At 65.6% G+C, this 14,183-nt stretch carries 14 protein-coding genes; 10 read left to right on the top strand and 4 right to left on the bottom strand.

Annotated features, from left to right (window positions below):
• Nucleotides 1-15: 15 nt before the first annotated feature.
• From CO675_RS17695 to CO675_RS17680, 4 genes are all read left to right on the top strand, one after another.
• Complete coding sequence (locus tag CO675_RS17695) at nt 16-402, top strand: hypothetical protein (protein WP_097673182.1); 387 nt, start codon at nt 16-18, stop codon at nt 400-402.
• A gap of 297 nt (nt 403-699) precedes the next feature.
• Nucleotides 700-1,626, top strand: coding sequence for a DMT family transporter (locus CO675_RS17690; RefSeq protein WP_097673181.1), 927 nt, complete (start codon nt 700-702; stop codon nt 1,624-1,626).
• An 82-nt stretch (nt 1,627-1,708) separates the two neighbouring features.
• Nucleotides 1,709-2,518 (top strand): MlaD family protein, encoded by an 810-nt coding sequence (locus tag CO675_RS17685; RefSeq protein WP_097673180.1) that lies wholly within the window; start codon nt 1,709-1,711, stop codon nt 2,516-2,518.
• Between the two features lie 107 nt (nt 2,519-2,625).
• Entirely contained in the window at nt 2,626-3,780 is a 1,155-nt protein-coding gene (locus tag CO675_RS17680) for an alpha-hydroxy acid oxidase (protein ID WP_097673179.1), read from the top strand.
• Nucleotides 3,781-3,948: 168 nt separating this feature from the next.
• Here the strand turns inward: CO675_RS17680 and CO675_RS17675 are convergent, their stop codons facing one another.
• Nucleotides 3,949-4,353: a hypothetical protein gene (locus tag CO675_RS17675; RefSeq protein WP_097673178.1), complete on the bottom strand. Its 405-nt coding sequence runs from the start codon at nt 4,351-4,353 to the stop codon at nt 3,949-3,951.
• 74 nt (nt 4,354-4,427) lie between these two features.
• Here CO675_RS17675 and CO675_RS17670 point away from each other — a divergent pair, with 74 nt between their 5' ends.
• Nucleotides 4,428-5,057 (top strand): TetR/AcrR family transcriptional regulator, encoded by a 630-nt coding sequence (locus CO675_RS17670; RefSeq protein WP_097673177.1) that lies wholly within the window; start codon nt 4,428-4,430, stop codon nt 5,055-5,057.
• Nucleotides 5,058-5,285: 228 nt separating this feature from the next.
• On the opposite strand, the gene CO675_RS17665 is transcribed toward CO675_RS17670, so the two are convergent.
• Complete coding sequence (locus CO675_RS17665; protein WP_097673176.1) at nt 5,286-5,687, bottom strand: DUF1330 domain-containing protein; 402 nt, start codon at nt 5,685-5,687, stop codon at nt 5,286-5,288.
• Between the two features lie 118 nt (nt 5,688-5,805).
• On the opposite strand from CO675_RS17665, the gene CO675_RS17660 reads away from it, so the two are divergent.
• Nucleotides 5,806-6,651 (top strand): HD domain-containing protein, encoded by an 846-nt coding sequence (locus CO675_RS17660; protein WP_092117342.1) that lies wholly within the window; start codon nt 5,806-5,808, stop codon nt 6,649-6,651.
• Nucleotides 6,652-6,932: 281 nt separating this feature from the next.
• Nucleotides 6,933-7,874, top strand: coding sequence for a DMT family transporter (locus tag CO675_RS17655; protein WP_097673175.1), 942 nt, complete (start codon nt 6,933-6,935; stop codon nt 7,872-7,874).
• 16 nt (nt 7,875-7,890) lie between these two features.
• Here the strand turns inward: CO675_RS17655 and CO675_RS17650 are convergent, their stop codons facing one another.
• Nucleotides 7,891-8,847, bottom strand: coding sequence for a LysR family transcriptional regulator (locus CO675_RS17650; RefSeq protein WP_097673174.1), 957 nt, complete (start codon nt 8,845-8,847; stop codon nt 7,891-7,893).
• A 135-nt stretch (nt 8,848-8,982) separates the two neighbouring features.
• Here CO675_RS17650 and CO675_RS17645 point away from each other — a divergent pair, with 135 nt between their 5' ends.
• Nucleotides 8,983-9,366 (top strand): nuclear transport factor 2 family protein, encoded by a 384-nt coding sequence (locus tag CO675_RS17645; RefSeq protein WP_097673173.1) that lies wholly within the window; start codon nt 8,983-8,985, stop codon nt 9,364-9,366.
• 232 nt (nt 9,367-9,598) lie between these two features.
• Here CO675_RS17645 and CO675_RS17640 read toward each other — a convergent pair whose 3' ends face one another.
• Complete coding sequence (locus CO675_RS17640; protein WP_097673172.1) at nt 9,599-11,284, bottom strand: methyl-accepting chemotaxis protein; 1,686 nt, start codon at nt 11,282-11,284, stop codon at nt 9,599-9,601.
• Nucleotides 11,285-11,554: 270 nt separating this feature from the next.
• On the opposite strand from CO675_RS17640, the gene CO675_RS17635 reads away from it, so the two are divergent.
• Nucleotides 11,555-12,598 carry a C-terminal binding protein gene (locus CO675_RS17635; RefSeq protein WP_097673171.1) on the top strand — a complete coding sequence of 348 codons (1,044 nt, stop codon included), beginning with the start codon at nt 11,555-11,557 and terminating at the stop codon, nt 12,596-12,598.
• Between the two features lie 140 nt (nt 12,599-12,738).
• On the top strand, nt 12,739-14,085 hold the full coding sequence (locus CO675_RS17630; RefSeq protein ID WP_097673170.1) for an ABC transporter substrate-binding protein: 1,347 nt from the start codon (nt 12,739-12,741) through the stop codon (nt 14,083-14,085).
• Nucleotides 14,086-14,183 lie beyond the last annotated feature (98 nt).

The following is a 14,183-nucleotide window of genomic DNA, read 5'->3' as shown; positions in this document are numbered from 1 at the left end:
TCGCCCAGGCGCACCATGAGCACATCGCAGGACGACCAGATCGATCAACTGGTGCAGGCGCGCTGGCGCGAAATCGGGCTGTCGCAGGCAGATCTCGCCGAGATCCTGTGCGCAGGCGCCTCCCTGCAGAAGAACGGCGTCGACGGCACCGTGAAAATCGAGACCGGCCGCCTTGCAACCGTCGCCGAGATGCTCGGGATCGCCGCCGACATGCTCAATCGCCGGCCCGCCGCCACAGCCCAGGCACACGGCGGCCAGGCGTCGGAATCGCTGCAATCGCTGCTCGAGTTGCGCATGCTGCGGGTGTTCCGCGACGTCAAGGACCCCGACACCAAGCGGATCCTGATCGAGCTCGCCGAGCAGATCGTCAAGCGCCAGACCACGCCGCCGGAGACCGGCTAGAGCATGATCCGGAAAAGTGCGAAGCGGTTGTCCCTCGCGGCAACCGCGGAACGCACTTGTGGGGAGATCAAGCTCGAACAGGAGGCTCGTGGCGGCTCGGCGTGCGCTGCCGCTGCGGACCTGCCAGGCAAAGCGCCATCGCGCCTTCCGTAAGGGGCCTTCGCGCATGGTCGCGATGCGTCGATCACCATTGATAGAACGGTGGAATCCGTGTCTGTGACGGTCGCCGGGGAGATCCGTACCGGCCCGGCAACGCCAGCTGGGCGGCCCGCGGCGCCGTAAACCCGGGCCCTTTGCATGTCTGCCACCGATTCCACCACAACGCCCGCGTCCGGCTCCTGGATCGCCAACCAGCCATATCTGCTGCTGTGCATCACCGCGATGTGCTGGGCCGGCAACGCGATCGTCGGCCGACTCGCCGCCGGCCACATTCCGCCGGTGACGCTGTCCTTCCTGCGCTGGTTCGTGGCGTTCCTGATCATCCTGCCGTTTGCCTGGAAGCACCTCGCCAGCGACTGGCCCGCGATCCGCAAGAATCTCGGCATCATGCTGCTGCTGTCGATGACCGGCATCAGCGCCTTCAACACGCTGCAATATTGGGCGCTCGAGCACACCCAGGCGCTCAACACGCTGCTGCTGCAATCCTCCGTGCCGCTGATGGTCGCGCTGTGGTCGCTGATCCTGCTCGGCGCGCGGCTGACGCTGGCGCAGCTCTGCGGCGTCTTGTTGTCGCTCGCCGGCGTGCTGGTGATCCTGCTGCACGGCGATCTCACGACGCTGTCGAAGATCGAGTTCAACAAGGGTGACCTGATCTTCGTCGCCGCGCTGGTGATCTTCGCGTTTTACTCGGTGCTGACCCTGAAGCGGCCGAAGATCCACGGGCTGTCGGTCGCGGCTTTCACCTTCGGCTGCGGCGCGCTGTTCCTGGTCCCGTTTCTGATCTGGGAACTGGGCGCGCGTCCGGTGATGCAGCTCACGACCGGCAACCTGCTGTCGCTGTTCTATGTCGCGGTGTTCCCCTCGACGGTGGCCTATCTGTGCTTCAACCGCGGTGTGCAACTGATCGGCGCCAACCGCGCCGCGCCGTTCTTCCACATGGTTCCGGTGTTCGGCACCGTCATGTCGATCGTGTTCATCGGCGAGCATCCGCAGGCCTTCCACTTCATCGGCTTCGCACTGGTGCTGGCCGGCGTCTTCGCGGCATCGCGGAGGCAGTCGGCCTGAGCTGCCCCGCGTCCGCAGGTGCGGTGACGAGCGCCGTCAAATCCGCTATTGATCGAGCCCTGCTTCGCGAACGGATGTCTGCATGGCGCGCGCCAGCAATGTTGTGATCGGCACCCTGACGCTGGCCCTGATCGCCGGCTCGCTCGGCGGCTGGCTGGGCTATCAGCGCTATGCCGGCATCAAGCGGATGGTGCCGTTCCGCGTCGTGTTCGAGGGCTCGGCGTCGGGCCTGCGCCGCGGCGCCAGCGTCAACTTCGCCGGCGTGCGGATCGGCGAGGTGGTGTCGATCAGGCTCGACCGCCACCGCGTGGTGGCGATGACGCGGATCGAGGGCAACGCTCCGATCAAGAAGGACACCCAGGCCGGTCTCGAATTCCAGGGCCTGACCGGGATCGCCTCGATCTCCTTCACCGGCGGCACCGACGAAGCGCCGCCGCCGCCGCTCGGCGCCGACGGCATCCCCGAGCTGACCGCCGACGCCGAAGGCACCATGGGCATCCAGGAGAAACTGCGGGTCGCGCTGCGCAATGTCGATCGCGTCATCACCGAAAACCAGGCCGACATCAAGGACTCGCTGCTCGGGCTCGAGAACTTCACCAACTCGCTGTCGGGCAATGGCGAATTGATCGCGGGCTTCATCGATGCCGCCGACGACGGCATCAGCACTGTCGACGCCAAGTTGACGTCCGCCGACAAGTTCCTGAAGAGCTTCGGCAGCGACAAATATGGCGGCGAGCTGCTGCCGACCGTGATCTCGCTCCGCGAGCTGATCCAGAGCTTCGACAAGAAGTCCGGCACCATGATCGCCGAGACCCGCAAGACGCTCAGCGATGTCAGCCAGTCCGTCAACCAGTTCAACGAGAAAATTGTCGGGCGCGGCGGCAGGCGCTAACCTGAAGCCCCAACCAAGAACCAAGAACAACGGAAACGCTCAACGTGCACGACCGGACCGCAGCCCCTTCCCCGCCGCCCGCAACCGTCAACCGCGCAGCCAGCGCCGTGCCCCGGCATTTGCGGCGCTATCTCACGCTCGACGATTTCGAGCCGCAGGCGCGGCGGCTGCTGCCGAAATTCCTCTACGGCTACATCTCCGGCGGCGCCGAGACCGACGCGGCGCGGTCAGACAATCGCCGGGCCTTCGACGAATACGGCTTCGTGCCGCGGGTGCTGAAGGACGTCTCCGGCCGCGACCAGACCACGACGCTGTTCGGCAAGAGCTACGCCTCGCCGTTCGGGATCCCGCCGATGGGCTCGTCGGCGCTGTGCGCCTATCGCGGCGACATCGTGCTGGCGCGCGCCGCGGCCGCGGCCAATGTCCCGATGATCCTCTCGGCCTCCTCGCTGATCACCCTGGAAGACGTCCGCGCCGCCAATCAGCAGGCCTGGTACCAGGCGTATCTCGCGGGCCTGCCCGAGCGGATCGAGCCGCTGGTCGATCGCGTCGCGGCGGCCGGCTACGACACTTTCGTCGTCACCGCCGACGTGCCGGTGCCGCCCAACCGCGAGAACAACATCCGCAACGGCTTCCAGGTGCCGCTCGAGATCACGCCGCGGGTGTTCTGGGACACCATCACCCACCCGGACTGGCTGCTGAACACCTGGGCGCGCACCGTGTTCAATCACGGCATGCCGCATTTCGAGAACATGGACGCCAAGCGGGGCCCGCCGGTGCTGTCCAAGAATTTGATGCGCAACATCGGCAGCCGCGACCAGCTCGCCTGGAAGCATGTCGAGCTGATCCGCAAGCGCTGGCCCGGCAAGCTCGTGGTCAAGGGGCTGATCTCGCCGGAGGACGCGCGGCTGGCGCGCGAGCACGGCTGCGACGGCGTGATGGTCTCCAACCATGGCGGCCGCCAGCTCGACTACACCGTCTCCGCACTGCGCACGCTGCCGGAGATCGCAGCGCAGAAGGGCAGCATGACCGTCATGATGGACGGCGGCATCCGCCGCGGCACCGACGTGATCAAGGCACTGGCGCTCGGTGCCGATTTCGTCTGGATCGGCCGCCCGTTCCTCTACGGCGCGGTGGTCGCGGGCGAAGCCGGCGTAGCGCGCGCGATTTCGCTGCTGCACGCCGAGATCGATCGCGATCTTGCGCTGCTGGGCATCCGCAGCCTGAAAGAGATCACGGCGGACCTGGTGCGGAAGTTCTAGAGATGTTGCATCCTCAACGGGACTACGCCCCCTCTCCCGCTTGCGGGGGAGGGTTGAGGTGGGGATGTCTCCGCTTGCGAGAAGGTCAGTGTGTGGAGAGAGCCCCCACCCGCATTGCATCTACGATGCACTGCGACCTCCCCCGCAAGCGGGAGAGGTAAGAAAGAGTCAGGCATAGCGCGCCGCGCCCATGCAGAGCGCGGTGATCGCCAGCAGCCCGGCCGCGATGCGCTGGGCGATCGCGAGCCGCGAACGGGCGGCTGACGGTTCGGCGGCGCCATTGCGCAACTGCCTGATCGCGCCGCCGCCGACGATGATCTGCACAACGATGGCGGCCAGTGCGGCGATCGCGCCGCCCGCCAGGATCTGCTCCGACAGCGCGAACGAACCTTCATGGACCAGGCGCCACAGCGTGGCGCCGGTGACGATCGCAACCGTCGCCGCGCCGATTTGCGGAACCAGCAGCTTCTCGCCACCGAGGCCGCCGGTGCGCGCCAAAGTGAAGCTGGAGCCGGCCCAAAACACCGATGACAGGACGTGAAGGGACAGGGCTATGATGAGAACGGTCTGCATGAGGTTGCTCCAAAGGGCATTGGAAATTAGATATACATAATGTATAGTCAATCTGACGAAAGCAAGGCCAACCGATGCCGCCGCGCAGCTATGTGAGCCCGGCGCGCAGCGCCGCCGCCGCCGAGACCCGCGAGCGCGTGATCGAGGCGGCATCGCGTACGCTGCGCGAAGGCGAGAGCATTGCGCGCTTCTCGCTCGATACGGTGGCGAAGGCCGCCGGCGTGACGCGGCTGACCGTCTACAACCAGTTCGGCTCGCGGCGCGGGCTGCTGGAAGCCGTGTTCGACGAGATCGCGCGCCATGGCGGGCTGCATCAGCTCGCCGACGCCATGGCGATGGCCGATCCATGCGCCGCGCTCGACCGCATGGTCGAGATCTTCTGCAGTTTCTGGAGCCGCGATTCCGCGGTCGGACGCCTGCACGACGCGATGGCGACCGATCCGGAATTCGCCGAAGCCGTGAGCGAGCGCAACGAACGCCGCCGCCGCGCCGTCACCGCGTTGATCGACCGCATCGCCGGCAAGACCGCCTCGCCGCAGGCCCGCAAGGACGCCGTCGACCTGATCTTCGCGCTGACAAGTTATCCGACCTTCGCCTCACTGAGCGCGGGACGGTCAAGGGATGAGGTTTGCCGCGTTGTGCAGGGAGCCTGCCACGCGGCGCTGGCACCGCTAATCAACCCGTCATCCCCGCGCAATGGCTAAGCCATTGTCGCTGGAGGTGCGCGCTCTTGCGCGCCTCGAAGCATGAATCGGCCCCAGTCGGGGGCCGTCGACCCTTCGAGACGCGCTTCGCGCTCCTCAGGGTGACGGGGATACAGCGCAATCTCTCCCCTCGTCGTCCCGGCTTTCGCCGGGACGACATCAAGTTTGTTGCGTCATCGAGAGTCACACATTCACAGTCTCTCAGGGTGGCGGTGCAAGAGAGTATCCTCACCCGACCTTGAACTTGCTGTAGGCCTCGCGCGTCGCGATGATGACGTGCTCCTCGCAGCCGTTGCGGCGATGCGGGTCGCAGCGGGTCTCGTAATCGGCCGAGGTCATCATGTCGAGGAAGGCAGCGACGCTCGGGTAATAGACCAGCGCGAGGTAATCCCAGCGCTGGCCGGCCGGCTCGCCCAGCGCGACCGTCTCGGCGCTGCCGGTCCAGAGCAGCGTGCCGCCACGCGCCTTGATCATGGGGACGGTGAGCGCGCTGTAGCGCAGATAGGCATCCCAGCCCGAGCCGTCACCATCGAGTGACCGCTGGCGAAACCGCATCAGGTTGACCATCACGACCGGAGCCTTTTGGTCCAGCTCGCTCAAGCCTTTGACGTTCAAGAGATCGACGCCCATCCACCAGCTCCCGTCCCGCGCCGGGTCGGTCCGGCCGCAACGATTATGTCACATCGTGGGACTACCCTGAAATGCCGGCAGGCCGTAAGCTCACCGCCCGATCTCGGAGGTCAATGCCGTGATGACCCTTCCCGAACTTGCGGCCGATGCGCTCGGCAAATTCCTCGGCGAATACATGCAGCGCCGCTTCGGCTCTTCGCAGACCCAACTGGTCGAGATGGTGCCCTCGATCGCGCGGATCGCGATCGAATGCATCGGCAACAGCGACGCGCTCTATCACAATGTCGAGCACACCATGCTGGTGACCCTGGCCGGCCACGCCATCCTGCGCGGCCGCGCGTTGCACTCGCACATGAGCGCCGAGGACTACGCGCATGTCATCGTCGCCTGCCTCACCCATGACATCGGCTATGTGCGCGGCCTGTTCGATGCCGACGACCACAACGGCTATCTGGTCGCTGCCGACGGCCGCAAGGTGATCCTGCCGCGCGGCTCGTCGGATGCGGCGCTAATGTCCTATCACGTCGACCGCTCGAAGATCTTCGTGATGGAGCGGCTCAAGGGCGTCGCGCTGCTCGACAAGGAGCGTATCGCGCGCGCCATCGAGGGCACCCGCTTTCCGCAGAGCGCGCCTGACGGCAATGAGGAGTTCGGCGAGGAGGCCATCCTGCTGCGGGCCGCGGACCTGATCGGCCAGCTCGGCGATCCCCATTACATCCGCAAGGCCAACGCGCTGTACCTCGAATTCGAGGAGGCCGGACTGAATCGCCAGCTCGGCTACGATTCGCCGGCCGATCTCGTCGACCTCTATCCGCGCTTCTACTGGGACAGCGTCGCGCCGCACGTGCAGAAGGCGATCCGCCACCTCAACATCACCTCCAGCGGACGGCAATGGATCGCCAATCTCTACAGCAACGTGTTTCGCGCCGAGCGCGACATCTCGCTGTCCGGGCCGCAGAAGTAGGTTGGAGGCCGCGCAGGCCCGCAGGCAAGAAACTATCCCCGTCACCCCCGCGCAACGGCTTTGCCGTTGTCGCTGGAGGAGCGCGGAACGCGCGTCTCGAGGGGTCGGCGGCCACCAGCCGGGCCGTCGATCCTTCGAGACGGCCGCGTTGCGGCCTCCTCAGGATGACGGAATTGAGCTTTCGTCGCGCTGTGCGTGACGCCGAGCTTGGCCACGCATGGCTCCAATCCGCTCTTTCGTCTTGTGGCGGCGGCGGATTCGGGCACAACATCCGCCAGATAATGACCGCTTTGCCCGCCCCTGCCACAACCCCTCGTCGCTCGCCGCTGCACTGGCTCAACAACCAGCCCTATCTGCTGCTCAGCCTGACGTCGCTGTTCTGGGCCGCCAATATCGTGCTGGCGCGCCATGTCGGCAGCCACGTGCCGCCGGTCACGCTGACCACGATCCGCTGGTTCGGCGTGTTCTTCATCCTGCTGCCGTTCGCCTGGCCGCATCTGAAGGAGGACTGGCCGAAGCTGCGCAGGGCGCTGCCGCTGATGCTGCTGTTGTCCGCGGTCGGTTTCGCGTTCAACAACGCGATCTCCTACTGGGCGATGCAATATACCGAGGCGTTGAACGCGCTGTTGATCCAGTCGGCGGGACCGCTGTTCGTGGCGCTGTGGTCGCTGATCCTGTTCGGCGTGCGGTTGACGCCGGCGCAGCTTGCCGGCATCGCGATCTCGCTGGCGGGGGTGCTGACCATCATCCTGCGCGGCGACTTCTCGGCGCTCGCCAGCATCAGCTTCAACCGCGGTGACATCATGTTCGGCGCCTCGCTGGTGTCGTTCGGGCTGTATTCGGCGCTGATCCCGCGGCGGCCGAAAATCCATCAGCTCTCGCTGATCTCGTTCACCACCTGCTGCGGCGCGCTGATGCTGTTGCCGGTGGCGATCTGGGAATTCGCCAACGGCGTGACGCTGAAGCTCGACGTGCTGACCTTTGCCACGCTGGGCTACACGCTGATCTTCCCGTCCACGCTCGCCTATCTGTTCTTCAACCGCGGCGTCGCATTGATCGGCCCGAACCGCGCGGCGCCGTTCTTCCATCTGGTGCCGGTGTTCGGCTCGGCGATGGCGATCCTGCTGCTTGGCGAGACGCTCGCGCCATTCCACCTGATCGGCTATGCGCTGGTGCTCGCCGGCGTCATCATCGCTTCGCGGCAGGGATCGGCGAAGGGTTAGCTGACGCCGTATATGGCTAGCCTGCCTTGCGCAAGCCGGCGGATTTGCGTGGCGAATGTGGCTTTGCCGCCAGCGTGTCCGTGATGAAGTCGATAAACCGCCTCACCTTGGCCGGCACGTGGTTACGCGAGGCGTAATAGACGTAGAGCGGGAAACGCTCGTCGGGCCAGTCCGGAAACAGCTCGATCAACGCGCCGCTGCTCAGGTGTTCGTCGAGGCCGAGATCGATCACCTGCGCGATGCCGAAGCCGGCCAGGCACGCGCCGAGCTTGGTTCCTGAATCGGTCACGGTGAGCCGCCCGTTGACCGCGACCGGCACGACCTCGCCGCCGCGCCAAAACTCCCAATCGAACGGACGCCCGGTCGCCGCGTCGATTGCGTGGATACATTGATGATCGCGGCTCGCCAGCTCCCGCGGATCAAGCGGCCGGCCGTGTCGTTCGAGATAGATCGGCGAGGCCACGGTGAGCACGCGCGCATCGAGCACGCGGCGCGCAATCAGCGCCGACGGCGCCGGTTCGCCGAAACGCACCGCCAGATCAAAACCGTCGCTGACCAGATCCGCGATCCGGTCGCGGGTCTCGATACGCAGCTCCATGCCGGGATTCTGCAGCAGGAACTCGCTCAGCTTCGGCGACAGCACCATGCGGGAGAACAGCGGGTCGACATTGACCCGCAGCCTGCCACGGACCGCATCGCGCGATTTCGAGGTCTCCGCCGCCGCCTCGCCGATCCCGGCCAGATGTGCGGCAACCCGCTCGATCAGCGCGCGCCCTTCCTCGGTGAGCTCGACGGCGCGGCTGGTGCGGTGAACCAGCCTGGCATCGAGGCGCGCCTCGAGCTTGGCGATCGCCTTGCTGACCCCGGACTGCGTCATGCCGAGCCGCTCGGCGGCCCGACCGAAACTGCGCGCATCCGCCAGCGCCGCGAGCACCACCAGGCCGCCAACCAGCCGACCGTCAACTTCGTCCATGCCGATGCCTCTCAGTCATCCAAGAGATGACCGCCCAGTCGTAGCACTCCGCCACCATATCAGCCACTGTCCGTACAGATCACCGGTTCGATCCGGTGAGCCCACCGCCACATCATCGCTTGAGGAGATTCTGCAATGAGCGACATCCAGGCCATCGCATCCGCGATCGATGGATATTTCAATCTGATGTATGACGTCGACGACAGCCGGTTCCGCGATGTCTTCTCTGATGCCTGCATCGTGCACGGCATCCGGGACGGCAAGCACACGGTGCGGTCGGCCACTGAATTCCGCGACTTCATCCGCAGCCGTCCCTCGCCGGCATCGATGAAGTCGCCGCGCGAGGAAGCCATCATCAGCATCGAGCAGACCGCATCCGATCTCGCCCTCGCCAAGGTGCGCGTCCGGGCCGGCCAGACCGGCTTCATCGACCATCTCGTGTTTCACCGGATCGACGGCAGGTGGCTCGTCACCACCAAGGCTTTCCACGTCGCGCAGGTCTTCCCGGCGGGATCGTAGCGTCGTCCCCACGACCGAGGTTTCGGAATATTAGAAATGTGACACTGATTTGCCCGACGTGTCAAGTCGGCTGGCCGCACGCCCGCCGTCACCGGCTACTGTGCATGGGGTTGTTTTCGACATTTTGGCAGCGTGTCCCTGCGAAGCTTTTGCGCGGCGATGACGGGGCGCGCAGTCGTGGAATGCGCTGGGTGGGTTGCGCTTCGCTAGCTAGCCCACCCTGCGCGATCCGTTACGCCGCGCGCACCTTCTGCAGGAACTCGTCGACCGCATTGCGCAGCATGCCCGATTGGGTGTCGAGCTCGCGGGCGTTCGACAACACGTCGCCCGCCGCGGTGCCGGTGGCGGCGGCCGCGGTGGTGACGCCGCCGATATGAGCGGAGATCTCGCTCGAGCCGGCTGCGACCTGCTGGATGTTGCGCGCGATCTCGCGCGTCGCATCGCCCTGCTGGTCGATCGCGGTCGAGATCGAGGCCGTGATCTCGCTCATCTGCGCGATGGTCGCGGTGATGCCGCCGATCGAGGTCACCGCTTCGCCGGTCGATGCCTGCATCGCGGCGACCTGCGCCGAGATCTCCTCGGTCGCCTTCGCGGTCTGGTTGGCCAGCGCCTTCACCTCGGAGGCGACCACCGCGAAGCCGCGGCCGGATTCGCCGGCGCGCGCCGCCTCGATGGTGGCGTTGAGCGCGAGCAGATTGGTTTGGGCGGCGATCGAGTGAATCAGCTTGACCACCTCGCCGATCTTCTCGGCGCCGGTGGAGAGCGCCTGCACGGTCGCATTGGTGCGCTCGGCATCGGCCACCGCCTGGCTTGCGACTTCGCTGGAGCGCGCCACCTGGCGCGAGATTTCCGCAACCGAGCTCGAGAGCTCCTCGGCCGCAGCGGCGACGGTGCCGACATTGTTGGAGGCAGAGTCGGAGGCGGCACCCACGGTCGCAGCCCGCGCGCTGGCGTCGCTGGCGGTTGCGGTCATCGACTGCGCGGTGGTCTGCATGCCGGCGGCGGCGGAGGCCACCGTACGGACGATGCCGTTCACGCTGCGCTCGAAGTCGCTGGCAAGGCCCTGCATCGCGTTGCGCCGTTCGGCAGTGGCGCGCGCCTGCGTCTCGGCCTCGGCCTGCTCGAGGCCGCGGATGCGGATCGCATTGTCCTTGAAGATCTGCACGGTCGCCGCCATGCCGCCGACCTCGTCGCCGCGGCCGACGCCCGGGATGTCGCCGTCGAGCTTGCCGTCGGCGATGTCGCGCATGCGGGAGCCCAGCAGGTTGAGCGGCCGGGAGATGCTGCGGCCGATCAGCCAGGCGACCGATCCGGAGATGATGCCGATGCCGAGGATCGCAAGGCCGAGCAGCCATGCGATCGGGCGCATCTTGGCATCGATGTCCTCGAGATAGGCGCCGGTGCCGAGGTACATGTCGAAGCCGGGAACCGCGACGGCATAGCCAAGCTTGTGGATCGGCGTCTCCTGGCCGGGCTTCACATAATCATAGAACAGCAGGATCTCGCCATTGGCCTTCACGCCGTTCATCAGCTCCCACGACAGCTTGCGGCCATTGGTCACGACCTCCATGCGATTGGTTCCGACCTGCTTCGGATCGGGCGCCAGCACCGTGATGCCGTTGTAGTCGGTGCCGAACAGATAGCCGGCGCCGTTGTCGTAGGTCATGGCGTTGGCGCGCTTGCCGAACTCGGCCAGCGCGGCCTCCTTGGTCATCTTGCCGGCGTCGACTTCCTTCTTCAGACCCGCCGCCATGTTCTTCGCCATCTCGACGATGGCCTTGGCCTGATCGATGCGAGCATTTGTCATCTCACGCTGCATCAAGTGACCGGCGAGAATGCCGGCCGTGCACAGACCAAGGAGGGTCACCCCCACCAGAATGCCGAGCTTGGGGGTGATCTTCAGATTTGACAGCTTCACGGGGATCTCCAGAAGAGGCGGGGAACGCGACGCGATTGGCGGATTGATTCCGCTCACCGTAATGTGAGACCCTTTACCTGATGGTTACGGAGGTTCCCCGTAGAAGCCCGGAGAATTGGGCCACAGACCAACCGGCAATTGTGGAGAGAGCAGCGCCGCTCGCGTAGAAGTAGGGACAGCGGTGATGCAAGCCGCGCTCCGGCAAGCAACAACATCAAGAAGCAAGCCAGCAAGAAGCAAGAACAGAAGACCTCACATCGGGAGCAGACAATGTCGAAATTCAGAGTGGTGACGCCGAAGGGCGCGAGCTTCACGGTCGCCGGCGGCGGCTATGATTATGAGCGCGAGGCGCTCGATCCGATCGGCGCCGAGATCATCGAGGCGCCGGCCAACGAAGCCGAATTCATCGCCGCCGCCCGCACTGCGGACGCGATCTACGCCAAGGGCATGCCGATCACCAAAGCGGTGATCGATGCGCTCGAGAACTGCAAGGTGATCACGCTCGGCAGCGTCGGCGTCGACTCGGTCGACGTCAAGGCCGCCACCGCCCGCGGCATCCCCGTCACCAACATCCCCGACACCTTCATCGAGGAGGTTGCCGACCACGCCATGATGCTGCTGCTCGCGGGTTTCCGCCGCCTGATCGAGCAGGACAAGATGGTGCGGAGCGGTCGCTGGGCCGAGGGCCGCCCGGCGCTGTTGAAGATTCCGCGGCTGATGGGCCAGACGCTCGGCTTCATCTCGTTCGGCCGCGTCGCCCGCGCGGTGGCCAAGCGCGCCGCGCCGTTCGGCCTCCGGATGGTGGCCTACGATCCCTTCATCCAGGAAACGCTGATGTACGACCACGGCGTGATTCCCTCGACCTTGTCGGAGGTGCTGTCGCAGTCTGATTTCGTCTCGATGCACGCCCCGGCGCGGCCCGAAGTGCACCACATGCTGACGGAGAAGCATTTTCGCCAGATGAAAAAATCGGCCATCTTCATCAACACCGGCCGCGGCGCCACCGTCGACGAGGAATCGCTGATCAAGGCGCTACAGGAGGGCTGGATCGCCCACGCCGCGCTCGACGTGCTCGAAAAGGAGCCGCCGTCGCACAACAATCCGATGCTCGGGATGGACAATGTTACCTTGACCGCCCATGTCGCCTCGGCATCGGCACGTTTTGACGAGGCGCGCAAGCGCCGGGTGGGCTACGAATTGTCACTAGTGCTGCAAGGCATGTGGCCGGTAAGCTGCGTCAACCCGTCGGTGCTGCAAGACACCGCGCTGCGCCGCTGGCAGCCCGTCAGCATGGATCGCGGTCCGAACAGCTGAGGCGGGAATGTGCTTTTTCGCGCGAGGGCCCGTCATGCGGGCCCTTTGCGCGGCGGGTGCCGCGACCATAACACCCTTCACCGACGGCCAACGCCGGGAAGGAAAAACAACGAAACAATAAGAACGGGAGTGCGAACGACATGAAGTACGAGATCACGCGTCGCGACGCGCTGGCGCTGGGGGCGTCCGCAGCGGCACTGGCGGTCACCGGGGCTTCGGCGCAGGATGCGTCGAAAGTGAAGGCTGCCGACGTGGCGGCGCCGTCGCTGCCGATCGAAAAGGGTGCGACCTTGCGCATGTTGCGGCCGGTGCGCTTCGTCCAGGCCGACGAAGACGTGTTCCGCGCCAATGCCAAGCGTTTCACCGACAAGACCGGCGTCGAGGTCAAGGTCGACTTCGTCGGTTGGGAAGACATCAATCAGCAGACCGCGGTGACCTCGAACTCCGGCGCCGGCCCCGACATCATCATCGGCTTCGGCGACGCACCACACATCTATATCGACAAGCTGATCGAACTGACCGACGTCGCCGATTATCTCGACAAGCGCTACGGCGGATGGCTGACGCTGGCGCGCCGCTACGGCATGCGCTCGAAGTCGAAGAGCTGGATCGGCCTGCCGTTCGGCGCCTCCGGCGGCCCGCTGGTCTACCGCAAGTCGCTGGTCAATGCGGCCGGCTTCGACAAGGTGCCGGAAGACCACGCCGGCATTCTCGAGCTCTGCAAGAAGCTGAAGGCGGCCGGCAAGCCGGCGGGCTTCGCGCTCGGCAACGCCGTCGGCGACGGCAACGGCTTCGCCAACTGGCTGTTGTGGTCGCACAATGCCGCGCTGCTCGACGAGGAAGGCAATATCATCGTCAACAGCAAGGAGACCATCGCCGCGCTGAAATATTTGAAGGAGCTGTATCCGACCTTCATCGCCGGCACGCCGTCCTGGAACGACGTCTCCAACAACCGCGCCTACTCGTCGCAGGAAATCGGCCTGACCGCAAACGGCGTCTCGCTGTACTTCTCGCTGAAAAACGATCCCGCGACCAAGGCGGTCGCCGACGACACCGAGCATCAGCTCCTGCCCAGGGGACTGGCATCGGCCTCGCCGATGTCCGGCCTGACCCTGAATGCGATGGCGTTCAAGCACAGCCCGTATCCCAATGCAGCGAAAGCGTTCCTGCAATTCATGCTGGAGAAGGAGCAGTACGAGCCGTGGCTCAACGCCAATTCCGGCTACTGGTCGCAGCCGCTTGCGGCCTACGCGGACGCTGCGGTGTGGTCGGGCGATCCCAAGGTCGCGATCTTCAAGGACACGATGAAGAGCCCCTATTACAACGGCTACCAGGGGCCGATCTCGACTGCGACCGGCGCCGTCACCGCCGACTACGTGCTGGTGCAGATGTGCGCCTCGGTGGCGACCGATGCGGCAACGCCCGAGGCCGCCGCCGCAGAAGCCGAGCAGCGCGCCAAGCGGTACTTCCGGCGGCAGAACCGGTAACGGCGGTCATTGAACCGTAGATCTGGACCAACCGTCGTTGCGAGCGAAGCGAAGCAATCCTTAGTGCCATCGAAGAATGGATTGTTTCGTCGCTTCGC

The organism is Bradyrhizobium sp. C9 (genome assembly GCF_002532045.1).
Classification (GTDB): Bacteria; Pseudomonadota; Alphaproteobacteria; order Rhizobiales; family Xanthobacteraceae; genus Bradyrhizobium.
Note: the sequence above shows the minus strand (reverse complement) of the source record. Positions and strands in the feature narration are given on the sequence as shown.

What these genes read in the sequence shown, in the direction of transcription:
- CO675_RS17630 (WP_097673170.1), top strand. Translation starts at nt 12,739, where the DNA reads ATGAAGTACGAGATCACGCGTCGCGACGCGCTGGCGCTGGGGGCGTCC.
- CO675_RS17675 (WP_097673178.1), bottom strand. Translation starts at nt 4,353, where the DNA reads ATGCAGACCGTTCTCATCATAGCCCTGTCCCTTCACGTCCTGTCATCG.
- CO675_RS17685 (WP_097673180.1), top strand. Translation starts at nt 1,709, where the DNA reads ATGGCGCGCGCCAGCAATGTTGTGATCGGCACCCTGACGCTGGCCCTG.
- CO675_RS17670 (WP_097673177.1), top strand. Translation starts at nt 4,428, where the DNA reads ATGCCGCCGCGCAGCTATGTGAGCCCGGCGCGCAGCGCCGCCGCCGCC.
- CO675_RS17690 (WP_097673181.1), top strand. Translation starts at nt 700, where the DNA reads ATGTCTGCCACCGATTCCACCACAACGCCCGCGTCCGGCTCCTGGATC.
- CO675_RS17665 (WP_097673176.1), bottom strand. Translation starts at nt 5,687, where the DNA reads ATGGGCGTCGATCTCTTGAACGTCAAAGGCTTGAGCGAGCTGGACCAA.
- CO675_RS17695 (WP_097673182.1), top strand. Translation starts at nt 16, where the DNA reads ATGAGCACATCGCAGGACGACCAGATCGATCAACTGGTGCAGGCGCGC.
- CO675_RS17655 (WP_097673175.1), top strand. Translation starts at nt 6,933, where the DNA reads ATGACCGCTTTGCCCGCCCCTGCCACAACCCCTCGTCGCTCGCCGCTG.
- CO675_RS17635 (WP_097673171.1), top strand. Translation starts at nt 11,555, where the DNA reads ATGTCGAAATTCAGAGTGGTGACGCCGAAGGGCGCGAGCTTCACGGTC.
- CO675_RS17645 (WP_097673173.1), top strand. Translation starts at nt 8,983, where the DNA reads ATGAGCGACATCCAGGCCATCGCATCCGCGATCGATGGATATTTCAAT.
- CO675_RS17650 (WP_097673174.1), bottom strand. Translation starts at nt 8,847, where the DNA reads ATGGACGAAGTTGACGGTCGGCTGGTTGGCGGCCTGGTGGTGCTCGCG.